The sequence below is a fragment of the Polaribacter sp. Asnod6-C07 genome (assembly GCF_045063625.1).
Taxonomy (GTDB): Bacteria; Bacteroidota; Bacteroidia; order Flavobacteriales; family Flavobacteriaceae; genus Polaribacter; species Polaribacter vadi_A.
This window is the reverse complement of sequence record NZ_JBEFOF010000005.1, coordinates 1,675,823-1,694,888: the sequence shown is the minus strand read 5'-3', so window position 1 is coordinate 1,694,888 and position 19,066 is coordinate 1,675,823. Positions and strand designations below refer to the sequence as shown.

The 19,066-nt window shown below is 29.1% G+C and carries 22 protein-coding genes; 15 read left to right on the top strand and 7 right to left on the bottom strand.

The window, feature by feature from the left end; all coding sequences use genetic code 11:
• Positions 1–30 precede the first annotated feature (30 nt).
• Complete coding sequence (locus ACJJVK_RS07130; RefSeq protein WP_405564600.1) at positions 31–831, top strand: hypothetical protein; 801 nt, start codon at positions 31–33, stop codon at positions 829–831.
• Positions 832–917: 86 nt separating this feature from the next.
• On the top strand, positions 918–1,628 hold the full coding sequence (locus tag ACJJVK_RS07125) for a DUF4097 family beta strand repeat-containing protein (RefSeq protein WP_405564597.1): 711 nt from the start codon (positions 918–920) through the stop codon (positions 1,626–1,628).
• A gap of 65 nt (positions 1,629–1,693) precedes the next feature.
• Here ACJJVK_RS07125 and aat read toward each other — a convergent pair whose 3' ends face one another.
• Entirely contained in the window at positions 1,694–2,320 is a 627-nt protein-coding gene (gene aat / locus ACJJVK_RS07120) for a leucyl/phenylalanyl-tRNA--protein transferase (protein ID WP_405564594.1), read from the bottom strand.
• Positions 2,321–2,437: 117 nt separating this feature from the next.
• Between aat and ACJJVK_RS07115 the strand changes: the two genes are divergently transcribed.
• The gene (locus ACJJVK_RS07115; protein WP_215993268.1) at positions 2,438–3,064 is read left to right on the top strand and encodes a YqaA family protein; all 627 of its coding nucleotides are present in this window, start codon (positions 2,438–2,440) and stop codon (positions 3,062–3,064) included.
• Positions 3,065–3,082: 18 nt separating this feature from the next.
• Positions 3,083–3,319, top strand: coding sequence for a DUF1456 family protein (locus ACJJVK_RS07110; protein ID WP_215993267.1), 237 nt, complete (start codon positions 3,083–3,085; stop codon positions 3,317–3,319).
• 151 nt (positions 3,320–3,470) lie between these two features.
• Here ACJJVK_RS07110 and ACJJVK_RS07105 read toward each other — a convergent pair whose 3' ends face one another.
• Together ACJJVK_RS07105 and ACJJVK_RS07100 are read right to left on the bottom strand one after the other, a co-directional pair.
• Positions 3,471–3,839: a DUF3127 domain-containing protein gene (locus ACJJVK_RS07105; RefSeq protein ID WP_068356955.1), complete on the bottom strand. Its 369-nt coding sequence runs from the start codon at positions 3,837–3,839 to the stop codon at positions 3,471–3,473.
• A gap of 5 nt (positions 3,840–3,844) precedes the next feature.
• Positions 3,845–4,705, bottom strand: a complete 861-nt coding sequence (locus ACJJVK_RS07100) for a flavin reductase family protein (protein WP_405564589.1) — start codon at positions 4,703–4,705, stop codon at positions 3,845–3,847.
• Positions 4,706–4,900: 195 nt separating this feature from the next.
• Between ACJJVK_RS07100 and ACJJVK_RS07095 the strand changes: the two genes are divergently transcribed.
• Positions 4,901–6,058, top strand: coding sequence for a sensor histidine kinase (locus ACJJVK_RS07095; protein ID WP_405564587.1), 1,158 nt, complete (start codon positions 4,901–4,903; stop codon positions 6,056–6,058).
• On the opposite strand, the gene ACJJVK_RS07090 is transcribed toward ACJJVK_RS07095, so the two are convergent.
• Together ACJJVK_RS07090 and greA are read right to left on the bottom strand one after the other, a co-directional pair.
• Positions 6,059–6,448 (bottom strand): HIT family protein, encoded by a 390-nt coding sequence (locus tag ACJJVK_RS07090; protein ID WP_405564585.1) that lies wholly within the window; start codon positions 6,446–6,448, stop codon positions 6,059–6,061.
• Positions 6,449–6,660: 212 nt separating this feature from the next.
• A complete protein-coding gene (gene greA, locus ACJJVK_RS07085) occupies positions 6,661–7,134 on the bottom strand; it encodes a transcription elongation factor GreA (RefSeq protein ID WP_405564582.1) in 474 nt (157 codons plus the stop codon).
• A gap of 196 nt (positions 7,135–7,330) precedes the next feature.
• On the opposite strand from greA, the gene ACJJVK_RS07080 reads away from it, so the two are divergent.
• The 5 genes from ACJJVK_RS07080 to ACJJVK_RS07060 all read left to right on the top strand — a co-directional run bounded on the left by ACJJVK_RS07080 (position 7,331) and on the right by ACJJVK_RS07060 (position 12,819).
• On the top strand, positions 7,331–7,756 hold the full coding sequence (locus tag ACJJVK_RS07080; RefSeq protein ID WP_405564580.1) for a phosphoribosylaminoimidazole carboxylase: 426 nt from the start codon (positions 7,331–7,333) through the stop codon (positions 7,754–7,756).
• A 53-nt stretch (positions 7,757–7,809) separates the two neighbouring features.
• On the top strand, positions 7,810–8,967 hold the full coding sequence (locus ACJJVK_RS07075) for a 5-(carboxyamino)imidazole ribonucleotide synthase (RefSeq protein ID WP_405564578.1): 1,158 nt from the start codon (positions 7,810–7,812) through the stop codon (positions 8,965–8,967).
• 2 nt (positions 8,968–8,969) lie between these two features.
• Positions 8,970–9,449 carry a 5-(carboxyamino)imidazole ribonucleotide mutase gene (gene purE, locus ACJJVK_RS07070; protein ID WP_015481745.1) on the top strand — a complete coding sequence of 160 codons (480 nt, stop codon included), beginning with the start codon at positions 8,970–8,972 and terminating at the stop codon, positions 9,447–9,449.
• Between the two features lie 64 nt (positions 9,450–9,513).
• Positions 9,514–11,529, top strand: coding sequence for a M3 family metallopeptidase (locus ACJJVK_RS07065; protein WP_405564576.1), 2,016 nt, complete (start codon positions 9,514–9,516; stop codon positions 11,527–11,529).
• A gap of 60 nt (positions 11,530–11,589) precedes the next feature.
• A complete protein-coding gene (locus ACJJVK_RS07060; RefSeq protein ID WP_405564574.1) occupies positions 11,590–12,819 on the top strand; it encodes a carboxypeptidase-like regulatory domain-containing protein in 1,230 nt (409 codons plus the stop codon).
• Positions 12,820–12,880: 61 nt separating this feature from the next.
• Here the strand turns inward: ACJJVK_RS07060 and ACJJVK_RS07055 are convergent, their stop codons facing one another.
• Positions 12,881–14,119, bottom strand: coding sequence for a glycosyltransferase (locus ACJJVK_RS07055; protein ID WP_405564572.1), 1,239 nt, complete (start codon positions 14,117–14,119; stop codon positions 12,881–12,883).
• Positions 14,120–14,593, bottom strand: coding sequence for a heme-binding domain-containing protein (locus ACJJVK_RS07050; protein WP_405564570.1), 474 nt, complete (start codon positions 14,591–14,593; stop codon positions 14,120–14,122).
• Between the two features lie 134 nt (positions 14,594–14,727).
• Here ACJJVK_RS07050 and lpdA point away from each other — a divergent pair, with 134 nt between their 5' ends.
• From lpdA to ACJJVK_RS07025, 5 genes are all read left to right on the top strand, one after another.
• Positions 14,728–16,128, top strand: a complete 1,401-nt coding sequence (lpdA, locus tag ACJJVK_RS07045) for a dihydrolipoyl dehydrogenase (RefSeq protein WP_405564567.1) — start codon at positions 14,728–14,730, stop codon at positions 16,126–16,128.
• A gap of 79 nt (positions 16,129–16,207) precedes the next feature.
• Entirely contained in the window at positions 16,208–17,509 is a 1,302-nt protein-coding gene (locus ACJJVK_RS07040; protein ID WP_405564566.1) for an anthranilate synthase component I family protein, read from the top strand.
• Between the two features lie 2 nt (positions 17,510–17,511).
• Positions 17,512–17,745 (top strand): hypothetical protein, encoded by a 234-nt coding sequence (locus ACJJVK_RS07035; protein WP_405564563.1) that lies wholly within the window; start codon positions 17,512–17,514, stop codon positions 17,743–17,745.
• A 1-nt stretch (position 17,746) separates the two neighbouring features.
• Positions 17,747–18,205 (top strand): type II secretion system protein GspG, encoded by a 459-nt coding sequence (locus ACJJVK_RS07030; RefSeq protein ID WP_405564560.1) that lies wholly within the window; start codon positions 17,747–17,749, stop codon positions 18,203–18,205.
• A gap of 10 nt (positions 18,206–18,215) precedes the next feature.
• On the top strand, positions 18,216–19,037 hold the full coding sequence (locus tag ACJJVK_RS07025; protein WP_405564558.1) for an alpha/beta hydrolase: 822 nt from the start codon (positions 18,216–18,218) through the stop codon (positions 19,035–19,037).
• The last annotated feature ends 29 nt before the right edge of the window (positions 19,038–19,066 follow it).

The following is a 19,066-nucleotide window of genomic DNA, read 5'->3' as shown; positions in this document are numbered from 1 at the left end:
TGCTGCACTAAATTCAGCACAAAGAAAATCATGAAAAAAATATTCATCTTATTATTATTTGTTAGCACAATAATATCAGCACAAAAAAAGGATTTTAAATATGCATTAACTGGCATAAAAAAAGTAGTATTATCATCAGATACAGCAATTAGAGTAGAAGTTGGTACTACACAAGAACTCATTCTATCAGATAGTAATAATAATGACAAACATAATAATGATCATTTTTCTGAAGAAAAATCGAGTACAAAAGAAGATAAAAGAAAAGGCTTAACAGCAGTTTATCCTGGAGGAAAAGATGATACAAATGGTTATGGATTTTCAATTTCAAAAGAAGGAGATATACTGTATGTTACAGATTTAAAATCGCACTTTCAAAGACATGGGTTGTTTGTAAAATTACCAAAAAACATCAATATTTCTGTGGATGCAGAAAACCTAGGTTCTATTTATATAGAAGGTTTTACAGGCGAAGTTGAAGCTTCTGCAAACGTGGGTAAAATTGAAATGAAAAACGTTACAGGACCAATTACTGTAGATGCTAATGTTGGTAAAGTAGATATCGATTTTGTAAAAGTTAGCCAAAAATCTCCAATTACAATTTCTACTTCTGTTTCTGAAATTGATGTTGCAATACCTGCAAATACACAAGCAAATTTAGAGTTAAAAACACAAGGAACTGTTTATACAAATTTCGATTTTGATATGCCAAAGAAAAAAGGATTACCAAATGTTAGTGGCAGAAAAAGTATTGTTTCTAAACTAAATAATGGTGGCGTAAAAATCTACATAAAATCTTCTATGGGTAATATTTATTTGCGCAAAAAATAAGAATATCGTCTAAATTTTCTTAAAAAATTCGCTTTAGACTTTACTTCTAAAACACACTAAAATCATCTAATTTAAAAACATTAATAATGAAAAGTTTATACTTCTTCATAGGATTGTTATTGACTATTAACAACCTATCAGCTCAAAAAAAAGTTACAGAAAACGCATCTAGTAATAATATAAATGATGTTTATGTTCATTTAAAATTTGCTAATAACATCATTGTAAAAAACTGGAATAAAAACGAAATTTCTGTTGAAGCAACTGTAAATTTAGATAATAATGAACACAATGATTATTTTTCTTTAAATGCAGAAAACACAGGTAATACTTATAAAATAAGATCAGAATATGGAGATTATTTTAAAAAATATAGAAGTTATACTAAAAATGATGACAAAGAAATCTCAACTTATAGACATAAAAATATTGTGAATTACGTAATTTATGTACCGAAAAACATGAATTTAAAAGTAAAAAGTATTTCTGGTGATGTAGAAGCTGAAAACTTTGTAGGGGTTTTAAACTTAGATTTAATTAGCGGAAATATTACCGTAAAAAAACACTCTAAAGAAATGCAATTAAAAACCATAAGTGGCGATATTGATATTTATGTAGCAGATGCAAAATTAGAAGCAAAAACCTTAACAGGAGGTGTATATTCTAATTTAGAAATTAATTTTGACAAAAATAAAAAGACAGGTTTTGGTTCTAAAATTGTAACTACCATAAACAAAGGAACCGCTTTTTTAAAGCTAAATACAATTAGCGGAGATATTTATTTACGAAAGATTTAACTACTATTTTAAACTAATTTTACAGCCATTTCTTTAAGAAAATGGCTGTTTTTTATCAAAAAAATCTAGGCTTTTAAAATTTCTAAAAACAAACCTCTTTCTATTTCTTTTGCACCTAAACTTGCTAAATGTTCGTTATAAATTTGGCAATCTATCAAATTATAATTTTTGTTTTTTGCCAAGTGAATAAATGCCAATTTAGAAGCATTAGACACTTTACTAAACATGCTCTCTCCACAAAAAATATCGTTAATTTCTAAGCCATATAAGCCACCAACTAATTCTTTATCTTTCCAAATCTCAATAGATTTTGCAACTCCTCTTTTGTGCAAGTTAATGTAAGCTTGCTCCATATCATCTGTAATCCAAGTGCCAAAACCATCTTTTCTGTTGATGTTTTTACAGTTGTAAATAACCTCTTCAAATGCTTGATTTTCTGTAATTAAGAATTCATTTTTATTAATAATTTTTCGCATCGATTTTGACACTTTTATATCCTCAGGAAATAAAACCATTCTTTCTGGAGGGCAATACCAAACAATAGGATCATCTTCAGAAAACCAAGGGAAAATTCCGTTTTTGTAAGCGTAAATTAAACGATTTTCAGACAAATCGCCTCCCAAAGCCAAAACACCATCATATGTAGCGTATTTGTAATCAGGAAATTCTATTTTATCAGTGAGCCAAATCAAAGTTTCTATTTTTACTTAAACCGTTAAAATCAAAAAATAAATTATTTAAAATTTTACTCAAAATTATTAAAATTTTGTCAGTATTTTTGCAAATCGTTTTATTAATAAAACAACAAAATGCTTAAAAGAAAAAAACCTAAAAAATCTCAAGGTAAAAAATTCCAACTAGTACACAAGTATTATAAAATTACTGGTTTTTATTCTTTTGTAGGTAAAAACCTAAAAAGTGCTATTTTACCTATTCTAGGTATTATTATCGGTATTTTCTTATTTAATAAATACGTTTATAATATAAATGATGGTTTGCATCATTTTACAGAAACTTTTTCTAGGCTTTCTATTTTATCTGTATTTTTTCTTTCAGAAACTATTTTAGGATTAATTCCGCCAGAAATTTTTATTGCTTGGACAAAAAAAACTGACGAACCTATTTTAAATCTAGCTATTCTAGCAACATTATCTTATTCAGGTGGTTTAATTTCTTATTTTATAGGAAGAATGGCCTTAAAAATAAAGTCTATAAAAGAATATCTAGAAATTAAAATGGCAAAAAACCTAGCCAATACTCGTAAATGGGGAGGGATTTTAGTTTTAGTTGGTGCATTATTACCTTTGCCTTTTTCTATTGCTTGTATGACTGCTGGTATGATTAAATATCCTTTTAAAAATGTTTTTTTCTTCGGATTATTTCGTTTTGCAAGATTTGCAATTTATGCTTGGGCAATTTTTAAAGTAGTACATTAAAACAATTATCTTTGCAGTATGGGATTAACAAATAACGATATTTTCAAAAAATTAAGAGTAGCACACAAATTACGTGATACAGATATTATAGATATTTGTGCTTTGGTCGATTTTAAAGTTACAAAAGGCGAATTAGGTGCAATTTTCAGAAAAGAAGATCATCCTAAATATATTGAATGTGGAGATCAGTTTCTACGTAATTTCTTAAACGGATTAATTATTCATTTGCGTGGACCAATGCCTAAAAAATCGTAGATTTTTTTTTAGACTCTTAGTCAGTTAGATTTTTAGAACCAAGAATAAAATATATTAATTAAAAAAAAAGAGAGAATTCATTAAATGAATTCTCTCTTTTTTTATCTTGTCTCTTGATTCTAAAAATCTAACTGACTAAAAATCTAACAATCTAGAATGGTAAATCATCTGGCTCATCATCAGAAACTTTAGATGCTGGCTCAAACTGATCTACAGGAGGCAAATTACTAGGTGCTGCAGACTGACCTAAATTTTCTATTCTCCAACCAACAATTGAGTTAAAGTATTTTGCTTCTCCTTGTGGATTAATCCACTCTCTACCTCTTAAATTAATTGAAATTTTTACATCTTGACCAACTTTATAGTTGTTTAACAAATCTGTTTTGTCTTGATGAAATTCTACGCTAATCATTTGTGGGTATTGATCATCAGTAGTTACAACTACATCTCTTTTTCTAAATCCGTTAGCACCAAAAGTTTGTACTTCTCCAATAATTTTTACTTTACCAATAACTTCCATAATATTTATTTTAATAAAAGTACTTTCCAAGCACTTTCTACATCATTTTTACTTAAAAAATCCTGCGCAAATGTATGTTTTTTTGTAGTTTCTAACCCAATAAAATTTGGGTGTTCTTTACCAAAGTTATTAACAGTGTCAGTAGTTGGCAATTGTTCAACATTACCTAACATCCCCAAATTATTACCTGTTAAAACTGTACTATTTCTAATTTCTGATGGAATATTGTCAATACCAATTCCTAAAGTTGATATTGGTTTCGGAATTTCGAAAAAACCATCTCTGGATCTTGTATAATAACTACCTCCTGCTCTAGCCACTAAATCAATTTTATGTTGATCTATTGCTCCATTATCATCTAAAACATTTTCGTTTATGTGCATTTTAACAACTTCGCAAACTATTAAATTTCCTGCTCCACCTTCATCACCTGTAAAAATAACATCATTTACTTTGCACTCAAATTGCACAGGTGATTCTGCTACTCTAAAAGATTTAATTTCGTCTGATTTTAACATTGTAAAACCTGCTTTTTCAAACTCATTTACTCCTTCTGGATATTCTGTAGAACTCAAAGACATTTGTTGCACAATATCATAATTCACAACATTAATCACTACTTCTTTCGTTGCTAAAACATTATTTAAAGTATGCTTTGTAGTATTATCTCTTACTCTTCTTGCAGGAGAAAATATTAATATTGGCGGGTTTGACCCAAAAACATTAAAGAAAGAAAAAGGCGATAAATTAGGATTACCATCAGTATCTATGGTACTTGCAAATGCAATAGGTCTTGGTGCAATTGCGCCTAATAAATAGCCGTGAAATTTTCCTGTTGGAATTTCTTTTGGATTGATTGAAAGCATATTCAAAAATTTAAATAGATGTCACTTTGAGTGATTTTCGGTTTCAAGAGAAAATTTTATCAAGAAGTTCTCGACACTAATTTATTACGTTATCACTTTATAAATTCACTCGAACTAACAAATAAAATTCATTAGTAAAGATACTATCAAATACTTAAATGAGTTATATACAAGAAACCTTTATATTTGTTTTTAATGAAATTTTTCTCAAATACACTTTTATTAAAACGTATAACAATGCTAGTTTCTTTAGTAATTGTTACGCTAATTCTCTGGAACACTTACACTTTCTTTCAAAAATTTAAACAATCTGAAAGAGCAAAAATGGAAATTCATGGAGAAGCCATTAAAGAACTAAATACAGAAAGTTTAGAAGATTTAGAAAAAAATATTTCTGAACTTCCATTAAGTGTTATCAGCAGAACAAAAGATATTCCTTTTATTTTGGTTGATGCAAATGGTGAAATAAAAGGTTCTAATAACTTAGATCCTAAAAAAGAAAACGATCCTAAATATTTAAAAGAACAGCTCGAAATTATGAAGGATCAAAATCAGCCAATTCAGGTTGATTATCTTGGAAAAACTGACTTTATTTATTACCGAGATTCAGATTTATTAAACAAATTAACCTATTATCCTTTAGCATTAATTTTAATTTTAGTCTTATTTTTAGCGGTTATTTACTTGTTTTATAGTTCTAACAAAGCTGCAGAAACCAATAAACTATGGACTGGGATGGCTAAAGAAACTGCGCATCAAATTGGCACACCTTTGTCTTCTCTTTTAGGTTGGATTTCTATTTTAAAAATGGAAAAAGTTGATGAAACTTATATAGAAGAAATTGAAAAAGATGTACATCGTTTAAATACAATTGCCAATCGTTTTTCTAAAATTGGTTCTGTACCCGAATTAAAAAAAGAAAACATTGTAGACATTACAAAACAGGCTTTTGATTATTTAGAATCTAGAAGTTCTAAGCAAATCTCATTTTCGTTTTCATCCACAGAAGATGAAATTTTTACGGAATTAAATACAGAACTGTTTGGTTGGGTAATCGAAAACCTGATTAAAAATGCAATTGATGCGATGTTGGGTAAAGGTGAACTCAATCTAAAAATTGAAAGTAAACAAAAGAAAGTAAAAATTACGGTTTCTGATACTGGTAAAGGAATGCCTAAAAAGTTATTCAAACAAATATTTAAACCCGGTTTTACAACTAAAAAACGTGGTTGGGGTTTAGGTTTATCGCTCTCAAAACGAATTGTAGAAGATTACCACAATGGAAAAATATTTGTAAAAAAATCTGAAATCGATAAAGGAACTACTTTTCAGATTTTATTGAATAAATTATAATCAAGAAAAATTGCTAGAAATACTTTCTGCTAAAGCAACAAACTCTTCGTTTGTTAGTTTTTCTTTTTTGGTAAATTGCATATCAGCCATTGCATTTGTTGGTATTAAGTGTACATGAACATGAGGCACTTCTAAACCAATTACACTCATACCAATTCGTAAACAAGGCACTGATTTTTCTAATGCTTTTGCAACTCTATAAGAGAAATTCATTAAACTTGTATATTCTTCTTTTGATAAATCAAAAATCTTGTTTTCTTCTTTTTTAGGTACTACTAAAGTATGTCCCTTTGCATTTGGATTAATATCTAAAAAAGCAAAAAAATTATCATCTTCTGCTACTTTATAACTTGGTATTTCTCCTTCGATTATTTTGGTAAATATGCTCATATTAAAAAATAAATAGTTTTTAGTAAAAATAAAAAAAGAATTCGAGTTCTGACATTATCAAAATCCGAATTTAGAATAGTTTTTTAGTAATTATTTCCTAAAAAGTTATTTCAAAAAGTTTGCAAACAAGTTTAGCCCTGATTGAAACGACATCCTTTTTTATTTTTCATAAAAAAGATATAGTGGAAAGCAGGAAATAGCTTCAAATAAAATTATCTTGAAATCTCTACAATTTCAAATTTCATAATTCCATTAGGCACTTTAATTTCAGCAAGTTCACCTACTTTTTTCCCTAATAAACCTTTACCAATTGGGGAATTTACAGACAGTTTTCCATTTCTAACATCAGTTTCAGAATCTGCAACTAATCTGTAAGAAAACTCCATTCCATTACTTGTATTTTTAATCTTAACATTAGAATGAATCAATATTTTAGAAGTATCTAACTGACTTTCATCTAAAATACGCGCATTTGCCACTATATTTTTTAATTTGGCAATTTTAGTTTCTAAATGAGATTGTTCTTCTTTTGCTGCATGATATTCTGCATTTTCACTTAAATCACCTTTATCTCTAGCATCTGCAATTTCTTGAGTAACTCTAGGTCTTTCTACTTGTTCTAACTGATGCAATTCATCTTTTAACTTTTTTAATCCTTCTGGAGAATAATATGAAATTTCGCTCATTTTCTTTGTTTTTAAAACTTATCCTTTTCTTTGCAAAACATACAATTTATCAAAAAAGAGATAATACAATTATTTCTTAAAAACCCTTTATGGGTTAAATTTAAAAATCTCATTGCCTAAACAGGAATGAGATTGTTCTACAAATGTACAAAATATTTGTAAATTGCCAGCGTTTTTAATAAAACAGAAATACATAATGTTCAAAAAATTAGTAATTTTTACTTGTTTTATCTTTTTTATAAACTGCTCAGATACAACTAATTTAGAAGGTTGCATTAGATCTTTTAGCTTAAGTACAGCCACAGACTTAAACAATCCTGGACTTATAAACGCACAAACTCCTGGAGGTTATGCAGAGTTACCAAGTGTAGGTGGTTTAAGTAAAGGAATTCTTTTATTTAATAAAAACGGAAGTGATTTTGTTGCTTTTGATAGATTATGCCCTGCAAATAATTGTACAGCACCAATGATATTTGAAAACCGCCTTTTAAAATGCACTTGCGATGACAGTACTTACAGTGTAGATTTTGGAGGAGCACCACAAACTGAAGATTTTCAATGCCCTGCTATTGAGTACAATGTAACCAGAAATGGCTCTACAATTCGAATCAGTAATTTTTAATAGTTTCTTAGCTTTTAGATGCTTATTTTTGCTAAAATACAATTACAATTATCGTGAAAAATTATTTTTCTTCAAACTTTAAATTAGGCGTTTTAGGTGGTGGTCAACTAGGTAGAATGTTGTTAACAGAAACTCAAAAATTCGACATTCATACTTCAATTTTAGATGGCAGTGCATCTGCACCCTGTGCAGAAATTTGTAACACGTTTGTTGTTGGAGATTTATTAGATTTTGATGCAGTTTACAACTTTGGTAAAACTGTAGATTTACTAACCATAGAAATTGAAAACGTAAATCTAGATGCTTTAGATAAATTGGAAGACGAAGGTTTAACCATTTATCCAAAACCTAGAGATTTAAGAATTATTCAAAGTAAAGCAAGACAGAAAAATTTTTATGTAGATCATCAAATACCAACTGCAGAATTTTCTCATTATGCATATTTAGAAGAATTAAAGCATTCTTTTGAGAATAATATTATCGATTTTCCTTTTGTATGGAAAGCTGCACGTTTTGGTTATGATGGTAATGGAGTAAAAATTGTAAGAAATATTGATGATTTACAAAGTTTACCAAATGTAGAATGTATTACAGAAAAGTTAATTCCGTTTAAAAATGAATTGGCTGTAATTGTATCTAGAAATTCTGATGGTGAAATATCAACTTATCCTGTTGTAGAAATGGAATTTCATCCAGAAGCAAATCAAGTTGAATATGTAATTTGCCCAGCAAGAATCGATTTTAAGGTTGCAGAAAAAGCTAGAGAAGTTGCCTTAAATGTAGTTAGTAAACTAGATTTTGTTGGTTTATTGGCTGTAGAAATGTTTCAAACTGTAGATGATAAAATTTTGGTAAACGAAGTTGCTCCTAGACCACATAATTCTGGTCATTATTCTATAGAAGCAAGTTACACCAATCAATTTGAACAACATTTACGTTCAATTTTAAATCTTCCTTTAGGAAACACAGAAAGTAAAGTAGCAGGAATTATGGTAAACCTTGTTGGAGAAGAAGGTTTTTCTGGAGATGTAATTTACGAGAATTTAAATGATATTTTAAGGGTTGATGGAGTTACTCCTCATATTTATGGTAAAAAAGAAACACGTCCATTCAGAAAAATGGGACATGTAACGATTGTAAATGCTGATATTGATAAAGCAAGAGAGATAGCACAAAAAGTTAAAGAAACAATTAGAGTGATAAGCAAATAATTATGGTAGGTATAATAATGGGAAGCGATTCAGATCTTCCAATAATGCAAGAAGCAATAGACATTTTAGAAAGTTTTGACATACAAATAGAAGTAGATATTGTATCTGCTCATAGAACTCCAGAAAAATTATTCGACTATTCTAAAAATGCACACAAAAGAGGTATAAAAGCAATTATTGCTGGTGCTGGAGGTGCTGCTCATTTACCAGGAATGGTAGCAAGTATGAGTCCTTTACCTGTAATTGGAGTTCCTGTAAAAAGTAGAAATTCTATAGATGGTTGGGATTCTGTTTTATCAATTTTACAAATGCCAGGAGGTGTACCTGTTGCAACTGTAGCTTTAGATGGTGCAAAAAATGCAGGAATTTTGGCAGCTCAAATTATTGGAGCTTCAGATAAATGTGTTTTAGACAAAATTATCGCTTATAAAGAAGGTTTAAAACTTAAAGTTGAAAAAGCTTCTGAAAGAGTAAAAAAATAAAAGAGTACAAATTGTAATAGCCCTTCAGGTATTCGTATTTGAAGGGCTTATAAATTATAAAAACATGAACCCACTTTTACAAGATTTTAATACAGCTCCGTTTACGAAAATTTCTTCTGATGATTACAAACCAGCTATTAAAAAAGGGATAGAAATTGCAAAAGCAGAAATTGATACAATTGCAAATAGTACTGTTGTTCCTACTTTTGAAAACACTACTGTAGCTTTAGATTTTACAGGAGAAAAATTAAATAGAATAACTTCAATTTTTTTTAATTTAAACTCAGCTGAAACTAATGATGCTATTCAAAAAATTGCTCAAGAAGTTTCTCCTTGGTTAAGTGAATTTAGAAACGACATCACTTTAAATGAAGCTTTATTTACAAGAGTAAAATCTGTTTTTAATGATAAAGAAAATTTAGATTTAACACCAGAACAACAAATGCTATTAGAGAAGCAATACAAAGGTTTTGCAAGAAATGGTGCAAATTTAAGTGATGATAAAAAATCAAAATTAAGAGAAATAGATTCAAAACTATCTAAATTATCTTTACAATTTGGCGAAAATGTTTTGGCAGAAACAAATGCTTTTGAAATGCATTTAACTAATGAAGAAGATGTTTCTGGCTTACCAGAATCTGTTAAAGAAGCTGCAAGTCAATTAGCAAAAGAACAAGATAAAGATGGTTATATCTTTACGCTTCAATACCCAAGTTACATTCCGTTTTTAACCTATGCAGACAATAGAGAATTGCGTAAAAAAATGGCAATTGCTGCTGGTAAAAAAGCATTTCAAGACAATGAGTTTAACAATGAAAAAATTGTTTTAGAAATTGTAAACTTACGTCAGCAAAGAGCAAATTTATTGGGTTATAAAACCCACGCTCATTTTGTTTTAGAAGAACGAATGGCAGAATCTCCTGAAAAGGTAATCGAATTTTCGAACAATTTATTAGAAAAAGCAAAACCTGCTGCTCAAAAAGAGTTTGAAAATTTAGAAAAATACGCTCAAAAATTAGACGGAATTGATCAACTTCAAAAATGGGATGGCGCTTATTATTCAGAAAAATTAAAGAAAGAATTATTCGATTTAGATCAAGAAATATTAAAGCCTTATTTTAAATTAGAAAATGTAATTGATGGGGTTTTTGAAATCGCTAATCGTTTGTACGATTTAAATTTTGAAGAAGTTTCTAACATAGAAAAATATCATCCAGATGTAAAAACCTATAACGTAACTGATACTAAAGGCAACTTTATTGCTGTTTTTTATGCGGATTATCATCCTAGAAAAGGAAAAAGAAATGGTGCATGGATGACGAGTTACAAATCGCAACAAATTAAAAACGGAGTTAACGAAAGACCACAAGTTTCTATTGTTTGTAACTTCACAAAACCAACAGCTACAAAACCTTCTTTATTAACGTTTAATGAGGTTACAACTTTGTTTCACGAGTTTGGTCACGCATTACATGGAATGTTAGCAAACACCACTTACAACAGTTTATCAGGGACTTCTGTTTCTTGGGATTTTGTTGAATTACCAAGTCAGGTTTTAGAAAACTGGTGTTATGAAAAAGAAGCTTTAGAATTGTTTGCAAAACATTACGAAACTGGAGAAGTTATCCCTATGAAATATGTAGAAAAAATTAAAGAATCTGCTAGTTTTCACGAAGGAATGCAAACTTTACGTCAATTGAGTTTCGGACTTTTAGATATGAAATGGCACTCAGAAAATCCGTCAGAAATTACTTCTGTAAAAGAATTTGAAATTGATGCTTTTTCTGAAACTAGATTGTATCCTGATGTTGTAGAAAACTGTATGAGTACTGCATTTTCTCACATTTTTCAAGGAGGATATTCTGCAGGATATTATTCATACAAATGGGCAGAAGTTTTAGATGCTGATGCTTTTGAATATTTCTTAGAAAAAGGAATTTTTAACAAAGAAGTAGCAACAAAATTTAAAGAAAATGTGCTTTCTAAAGGAGGAACTGTAAAACCAATGGAATTATACAAACGCTTTAGAGGTCAAGAACCAAAACCAGAAGCTTTATTAAGAAGAGCTGGTTTGTTATAAGCTTAAAAATAAACCAAAAGAATTGTTATAAAATTGTTTCTTGTTCGTTATAAAAATAGAATGAGGAACAATTTTTTTATTTTATGGGCTTTCTTTACAATATCATCATTTTCGCAAATAGAAATTAAAGGTACTGTATATCATCAAAAAACACCTTTAGAAAATGTTGCCATTTACCTAAATAACACCATGCTTGGCACTACAACAAATGCCAATGGGCAATTTAACTTAACTGTTAAAGAAGGTAAATTCGAACTTATTGTATCTTATCTTGGATTTAAAAAAATTAATTATACTCTAAATACTGCTACATACTCTAAACCTTTGTTTTTTGTTCTTGAGGAAGATGAAAACGTTTTGGATGAAATTATTATTCAAAAAACAGTGTATGATGAAGAGTGGAAATATAATCTAGAACTTTTTAAAAAAGAGTTTATAGGCATAACAGAATTAGCTAAAGAATGTAAACTTTTAAATCCTGAAGTTTTGCATTTTAATTACAATGCTAGAGAGAATATTCTTACTGCTTTTACCAGAAAACCTCTGCAATTAAAACATAAAGCGCTGGGCTATTTGATTATTTATGAACTAGAAGAATTTGTAAGAAACAGAAACTATGTTCATTATTTAGGTTACTCTAGATACAAAGAATTAAAAGGCGGAAAAGCGAAACAAAAACGTTGGAAAAAAAACAGAATAAAAGCTTACAATGGTTCTACAGTTCACTTTTTTAAATCTGTTTTAAACAACACTTTTACTGAGCAAGGTTTTGTTGTTAACCAATTTAAAAGAGTACCAAACCCAGAAAGACCTTCTGAAAAAGAAATTAAAAAAGCCAGAGAACTCATAAAACTTAGTAAAGGTTTAGGCATCAACTTTAATAAAGAAATTGATACACCAAAAAACGCAACAGACTCTGCTTTAGTAGTACTTAAAAAATCTCGTTTGGTAAAATTTAAAGATTATTTGTACAAATCGAAACTATCTCAAAAAGAAATAATTACTAAAAAAAATGGTTTAGTTTATCTTACTTTTGATGATAATTTAAGTATCGTTTACACTAAAGAAAAAGAAGAATTAGCATACATTACAAGAAACACATTCAGCAAAAAAAGAGAACCTTTACCACAAACATCAAGTTTAATTCCTCAGAAAAAAGGAATTATTGTAAATAAAAACGGATTGTTAATTTATCCTTTAGATGTGTTTTATGAAGGCTATTGGTCTTTTTACGAAAAAATCGCAACCTATTTACCTTTAGATTATGAGCCAGTTGGCAGCTCTCAGTAAACAGTAATTCTGTGAGTTTTTACTGAAAATGGTGACTGCAAACTGAAGGCTAAAAAACTGCTTACTTATTTTTAGCCTCTATCCATTTACTCATAAACTTAGTAGCTTGTAAAGTTTGATGTTGTAACAAGCTTCCTAAAAAATTTTGAGTTCTATGACGCTCTAAATTTTGTTTAATTACATCAATTTTATTTAAAAAAGGTTTCCCTATTTTCTGTTTATTGTATGTAGCATTGATAATTTTAACCCCATTACTTTGCGCCATTTTCCAAGTATTTTTTTCTACATATAATATTACTGCCATTTTAGAAAATACAGTAAAATCATCTTCAACAAACCCACTCCAATGCAATTCATCAGTCATTCCTTCAACTCCAATTAAGGTTGTAACACTTGGTGTTCCGCAAATCATAGCTTCTGTTAATTTGCCTTTTATTCCAGCTCCAAAACGTAAAGGGGCCAAAACTACTCTTGCATTTTTCACAATTTCTTGGGCATTTTCTGCATACCCTTTTACAATAAACCCCTCTCTAGAATTATGTAACTCTTTTATTTGTTGATTTATATATGCGCCATAAATATGAATTTCTACTTCAGGGAGTCGTTTTCTAATTTTGCTCCAAATTTCATTTTTTAAAGTGAGTACAGCATCAATATTTGGTTTGTGAAAAAAGTTTCCAATAAACACAAAATGTTCTCTTTCCTCAAATGATTTCCATTTATTAGTGTGATGTTCATCAATCTTATCTAATAAAAAAGGTAAATAATAAAGTAGGTTTTCATCAATCTTAAAAACAGATTTAAGCAAATCCATTTCATAAGTAGATATAATTAAAGACAAATCACATCGTAAAATAGAAGCTATTTCTCTTTTGGTATCATCAGATCTTAACAAAGCTTCGTTTGTAAATTTCTCTCTTTTTTTTAGTTGTTGATGCCTTACTTTACGTAAAAAATGTAAATCTTCTGTATCTAAAATTCGTAGAGCATTTGGGCAATTTCCTGCAACTCGCCAACCAAATTGTTCTTCTGTCATAAATCGATCAAAAACAACAATATTTGGGTTTAATTTTTGAATAAAATCATCAAAAGAAGATGAATTCAGCTCAATAGCAACTGTTGTAATTCCTAAAGATTCTAGGTTAAAAGCGTTTTCACTTTTTTGAGCAGTAGAAGCAAAAGTGAGTATAAAGTTCTGTTTTAAAAACAAATCTATCAATTGCAACATTCTACTACCTGCAGCAGAAGAATTGGGCTCTACCCAAACTGCACCTATAATTAAAATAGATTGTTTTTTCAATTATTCTGCAGTCATTTGTTGCTTGTAATCTGCCTGTACTTTTTTACCCCAAGTTACAATTGCATTAATTTGTTCTTGAGTTAAATTCGCCTCTGAATGTGTCCAAGTATAAGAATTTAAAGGCATTTCGCCTTTCTCAACTTCTTCATACAATTCGTCCATTTTATGTTCTTTTTTCTTTAAAGAATAAGTATTCCATTTCGAAAAATCTAAATGTTTTTTACCATCTTTTACGTGATCTGCTAACCAATAGTTAACAGGTGTAATATTATTGTACCAAGGGTAACTTGTTTTTGCAGAATGGCAATCGAAACAACTTGTTTTTAAAATATCTAACACCTTTTCTGGTGGGTTTGTTTCTGCAATAAATGCATTTACAGTATCTATGTTTCCTTCATTTTTTTCTGGCCCAAAAAATTGAGCTACAATAAAAATTAACAAAAGCACTAACATTATTTTTTTTATGATTTTCATCTGAAATTACTTTAAATATATTACTCAGTAAAACTACTAAATTCTAACTTTATTCTGTAAAAATATCCGTATTTTTGTCTACTATTATTAAAAAACAACCTATTAGGTTATAGAATACATAAAAAAAATCAACAATGAAATACGATATTATCGTTATTGGTTCTGGTCCTGGAGGATATATATCTGCAGTTAGAGCATCACAATTAGGAAAAAAAGTAGCTATTATAGAAAAATATAGCACATTAGGAGGTACTTGTTTAAATGTTGGGTGTATTCCTTCTAAAGCGTTATTAGATTCTTCTCACCATTATTATGATGCTGTACATCATTTTGAAGAACATGGAATTTCTGTAGAAAAACCTTCTTTTGATTTTTCTAAAATGGTAGCAAGAAAAGAAAACGTTGTTACAACTACAACTGGTGGTATTAAATATCTTATGGATAAAAATAACATCGATGTTTACGAAGGTTTAGGTTCTTTCGAAGATGCTACTCATATAAAAATTACTAAAAGTGATGGTTCATCAGAAGTGATTGAAGGTACAAATACCATCATTGCAACTGGTTCTAAACCATCTACTTTACCATTTATCAGTTTAGATAAAGAAAGAGTAATTACTTCTACAGAAGCTTTAAAATTAAAAGAAGTACCAAAACATTTATTAGTAATTGGTGGTGGAGTTATTGGCTTAGAGTTAGGTTCTGTTTATAAAAGATTAGGTGCAAATGTTACTGTAATTGAATATGCTCCAAAAATTACACCTACTATGGATGCTGATGTTTCTAAAGAACTTACCAAAGTTTTAAAGAAACAAGGTATGAAATTTAACGTAAGTACAGGTGTAACTTCTGTTGAAAGAAATGGTGATGAAGTTATTGTAAAAGCAAATAACAAAAAAGGTGAAGAAGTAACTTTTACTGGTGACTATTGTTTAGTTGCTGTTGGTAGAAAAGCGTATACAGAAGGTTTAGGTTTAGAAAAAGCTGGCGTAAAAGTTAATGAAAGAGGGCAAGTTGATGTAAATGATCATTTACAAACTAATATTTCTAACATTTATGCAATTGGTGATGTTGTAAAAGGTGCAATGTTAGCTCACAAAGCAGAAGAAGAAGGTGTTGTTGTTGCAGAATATTTAGCTGGTGAAAAACCACATATTGATTATAATTTAATTCCTGGTATTGTGTACACTTGGCCAGAAGTTGCTGCAGTTGGTAAAACTGAACAAGAATTAAAAGATGCAAAAATCGATTATAAATCTGGTAAATTTTCTATGAGAGCCTTAGGTAGATCTAGAGCAAGTGGAGATATTGATGGTTTTGTAAAAGTTTTAGCAGATAAAAACACTGATGAAATTTTAGGAGTTCATATGGTAGGTGCAAGAGTTGCAGATTTAATTATGGAAGCTGCTGTTGCAATGGAATATAGAGCGTCTGCAGAAGATTTAGCTAGAATTTGTCATGGACACCCAACCTATTCAGAGGCTGTAAAAGAAGCTGCAAAAGCGGCTTGGGATGGTAAACCATTAAATGCTTAAAATTTAAATTTTATATAGAAACCTCACTATTTGGTGAGGTTTTTTTGTTTCCAAAACTTTCGAGTATTTTTGCAAAAATATGCAGAGAACCATACAATCTTTTACTGTTGATAATATTGAGAATTTTAAAGAACAAATTTTGTTGTGGGCACAACAATTTGAAACTGCAATTTGGTTAGATTCTAACAATTACAAACAACAATATTCTAGTTTTGATTGTGCTTTGGCTGTTGAAGAATTTACTTCAATTAAAACTGATTATTTTAATGCTTTTGATAAATTAGAAGAATATCAAACCACAACTAAAGACTATATTTTCGGTTATATTTCTTATGATGTTAAAAATGATGTAGAACAACTTTCTTCTAATAATTTTGATGGTTTAGATTTTGCTGATTTGTACTTTTTTCAGCCTCAAAAGTTGTTTTTTATCAAAGGAAATTCTGTTGAATTCCATTATTTAAGAATGGTTGATGATGAAATGGATAGTGATTTTGAAGCAATCCAAAAAATCAAAAATATAACAACTCAAAAATCTGAAAATGACATCAAAATAAAACTCAGAGTTCATAAAGACGAATACCATCAAAAAGTAAATAAACTTTTAGAGCATATTAAAATCGGAGATCTTTATGAAGCCAATTTTTGTCAAGAATTTTATGCTGAAAATTCGACCATAAATCCTATTGAAGTTTACAAAGATTTAAATAAAATTTCTGAGCCTCCTTTTGCTGTTTTTCTAAAAATGGAACATCAATATTTATTATCTGCATCACCAGAAAGATATATTAAAAAAGAAGGTAATAAAATAATTTCTCAGCCTATAAAAGGTACTGCAAAGCGTTTACGAAGTAAAATTGATGATGATAAAATTGCATCAGATTTATCTAGAGATATTAAAGAACGTTCAGAAAATGTAATGATTGTAGATTTGGTGAGAAACGATTTATCTAAATCCGCAAAAAAAGGAAGCGTAAAAGTAGAGGAATTATGCAAGGTGTATTCATTTAAGCAAGTACATCAAATGATTTCTACAGTAGTTGCTGAAGTAGAAGAAAACATACATCCTGTAACAGTTTTAAAAGATACTTTTCCTATGGGAAGTATGACTGGCGCTCCTAAATTTGCAGCAATGAAAATCATAGAAAAGCTAGAAGAAACAAAACGTGGTTTGTATTCTGGCGCTATTGGCTATATTACTCCTCATGGCGATTTCGATTTTAATGTAGTAATTAGAAGTATTTTGTATAACGAAGAAAAAAAGTATATTTCTTATTCTGTAGGTGGTGCAATTACAGCCAAATCTATTCCAGAAAAAGAGTATGAAGAATGTTTACTAAAAGCAAAAGCAATGCGTTATGTATTGTTGAATTCTAAATAATTATGATTCAAAATAAAGAAGAAAAATTCAAAGCAGTTTTAGAAACCATAACAGACAAACCTAATGAAATGAATATGTTTGCAGGTTTTTTAAAAATGTATCCTGAAGAATGGAAACAATTAAAAATAAATTTTAGTAAATTTAACAGAAGTAAACAATTTGGTAAAACCATTCCTTTGCCAAAACCAGAACAATCTTTAAAAAAGGAAATTCGTGTTTGGTTAAAAAACAGATAAATTGGCTGAATTAATTGCAGAAATATTAGAGTGGTATTTAGAGATTAAATATTTGATTAAGCATAAAAAAAGAAGAAAGTTCGAAAAAGAAAATAATCTTCCTAAAAGTATTGTTTGGCACCCTATGACCAAGCCATTTTTAATTGCCTTTCCAATATTTATAATAATTTTTGCTTTAATTTCTTATTTCAATTTAAACACCAAACCCTTAGAAAATACAAGTTCTAAAATTGCTAAAATTCAAACTTTACTTTCTTCTGAAAAGAAACAATTTGGCTTTTATCCTAAAGAATTAAAAAACATTATTAGAAATAATCCTTTGCATAAAAATATCACCAAAGATTATTGGGGAAATGATTTTATTTATAAAATATCAAAAGATTCCTTAAATTACCAACTCGTTTCAATGGGTAAAGACCAGAAACAAAATACTTCAGACGACATTAAAGCAACCAATTAATAGCACAATTATGACTCAAAAAGAATTCAATTTTACTATTTATAACACTGAATTTTACGGTCGATATTGGCAAGGAAAAGAAACCAAAGCTGTTGTAGTTTTAGCACATGGAATGGGCGAACATTCTAATCGTTACAAACATGTTGCAAAAAAATTAACTGAAAAGGATTTTGCTGTTGTTGCTTTTGATCATTTTGGTCATGGAAAAACAGAAGGTAAAAGAGGCCATAATCCCAATTTTGAAGCGGTTTTAGAAAGCATTTCAAAAACCATAGCTAAAGCAAAAGAATTATATCCAAACAAACCCATTTTTTTATACGGACATTCTATGGGCGGAAATGCAGTAATCAATTATACATTAAGAAAAAAGCATCAATTAAAAGGAGTTATTGCAACTAGTCCGTTTTTAAAACTAGCTTTTCAACCACCAAAAATCAAATTAGCAGCTGGTAAAATTTTACAAAAAATTGCACCCTCAATTACGTTGAGTAATGAATTAAATGTAAACCATGTTTCTAGAGATCAAACAGAAGTTGAAAAATACAAAAATGATGATTTAGTACACGATAAAATTAGTCCTAATTTTTCGCTAACCTTTATAGAAACTGGCAAATGGGCTATTGAAAATGCGAGTAAACTACAAACACAAATGTATTTATTACATGGAACAGATGATAAAATTATCGATTATAAAGGCACAGAAGAATTTGCAAATAATTCAGAATTTGCCTCTTTAAAATTATACGAAGGTGGTTATCATGAATTGCACAATGATCTTTGTAAAGAAGAAATGCTACAAGATGTTGTAAACTGGTTGAATTCTAAAATTTAAATGACAAGAATTGCGTATTTTTGATGCGC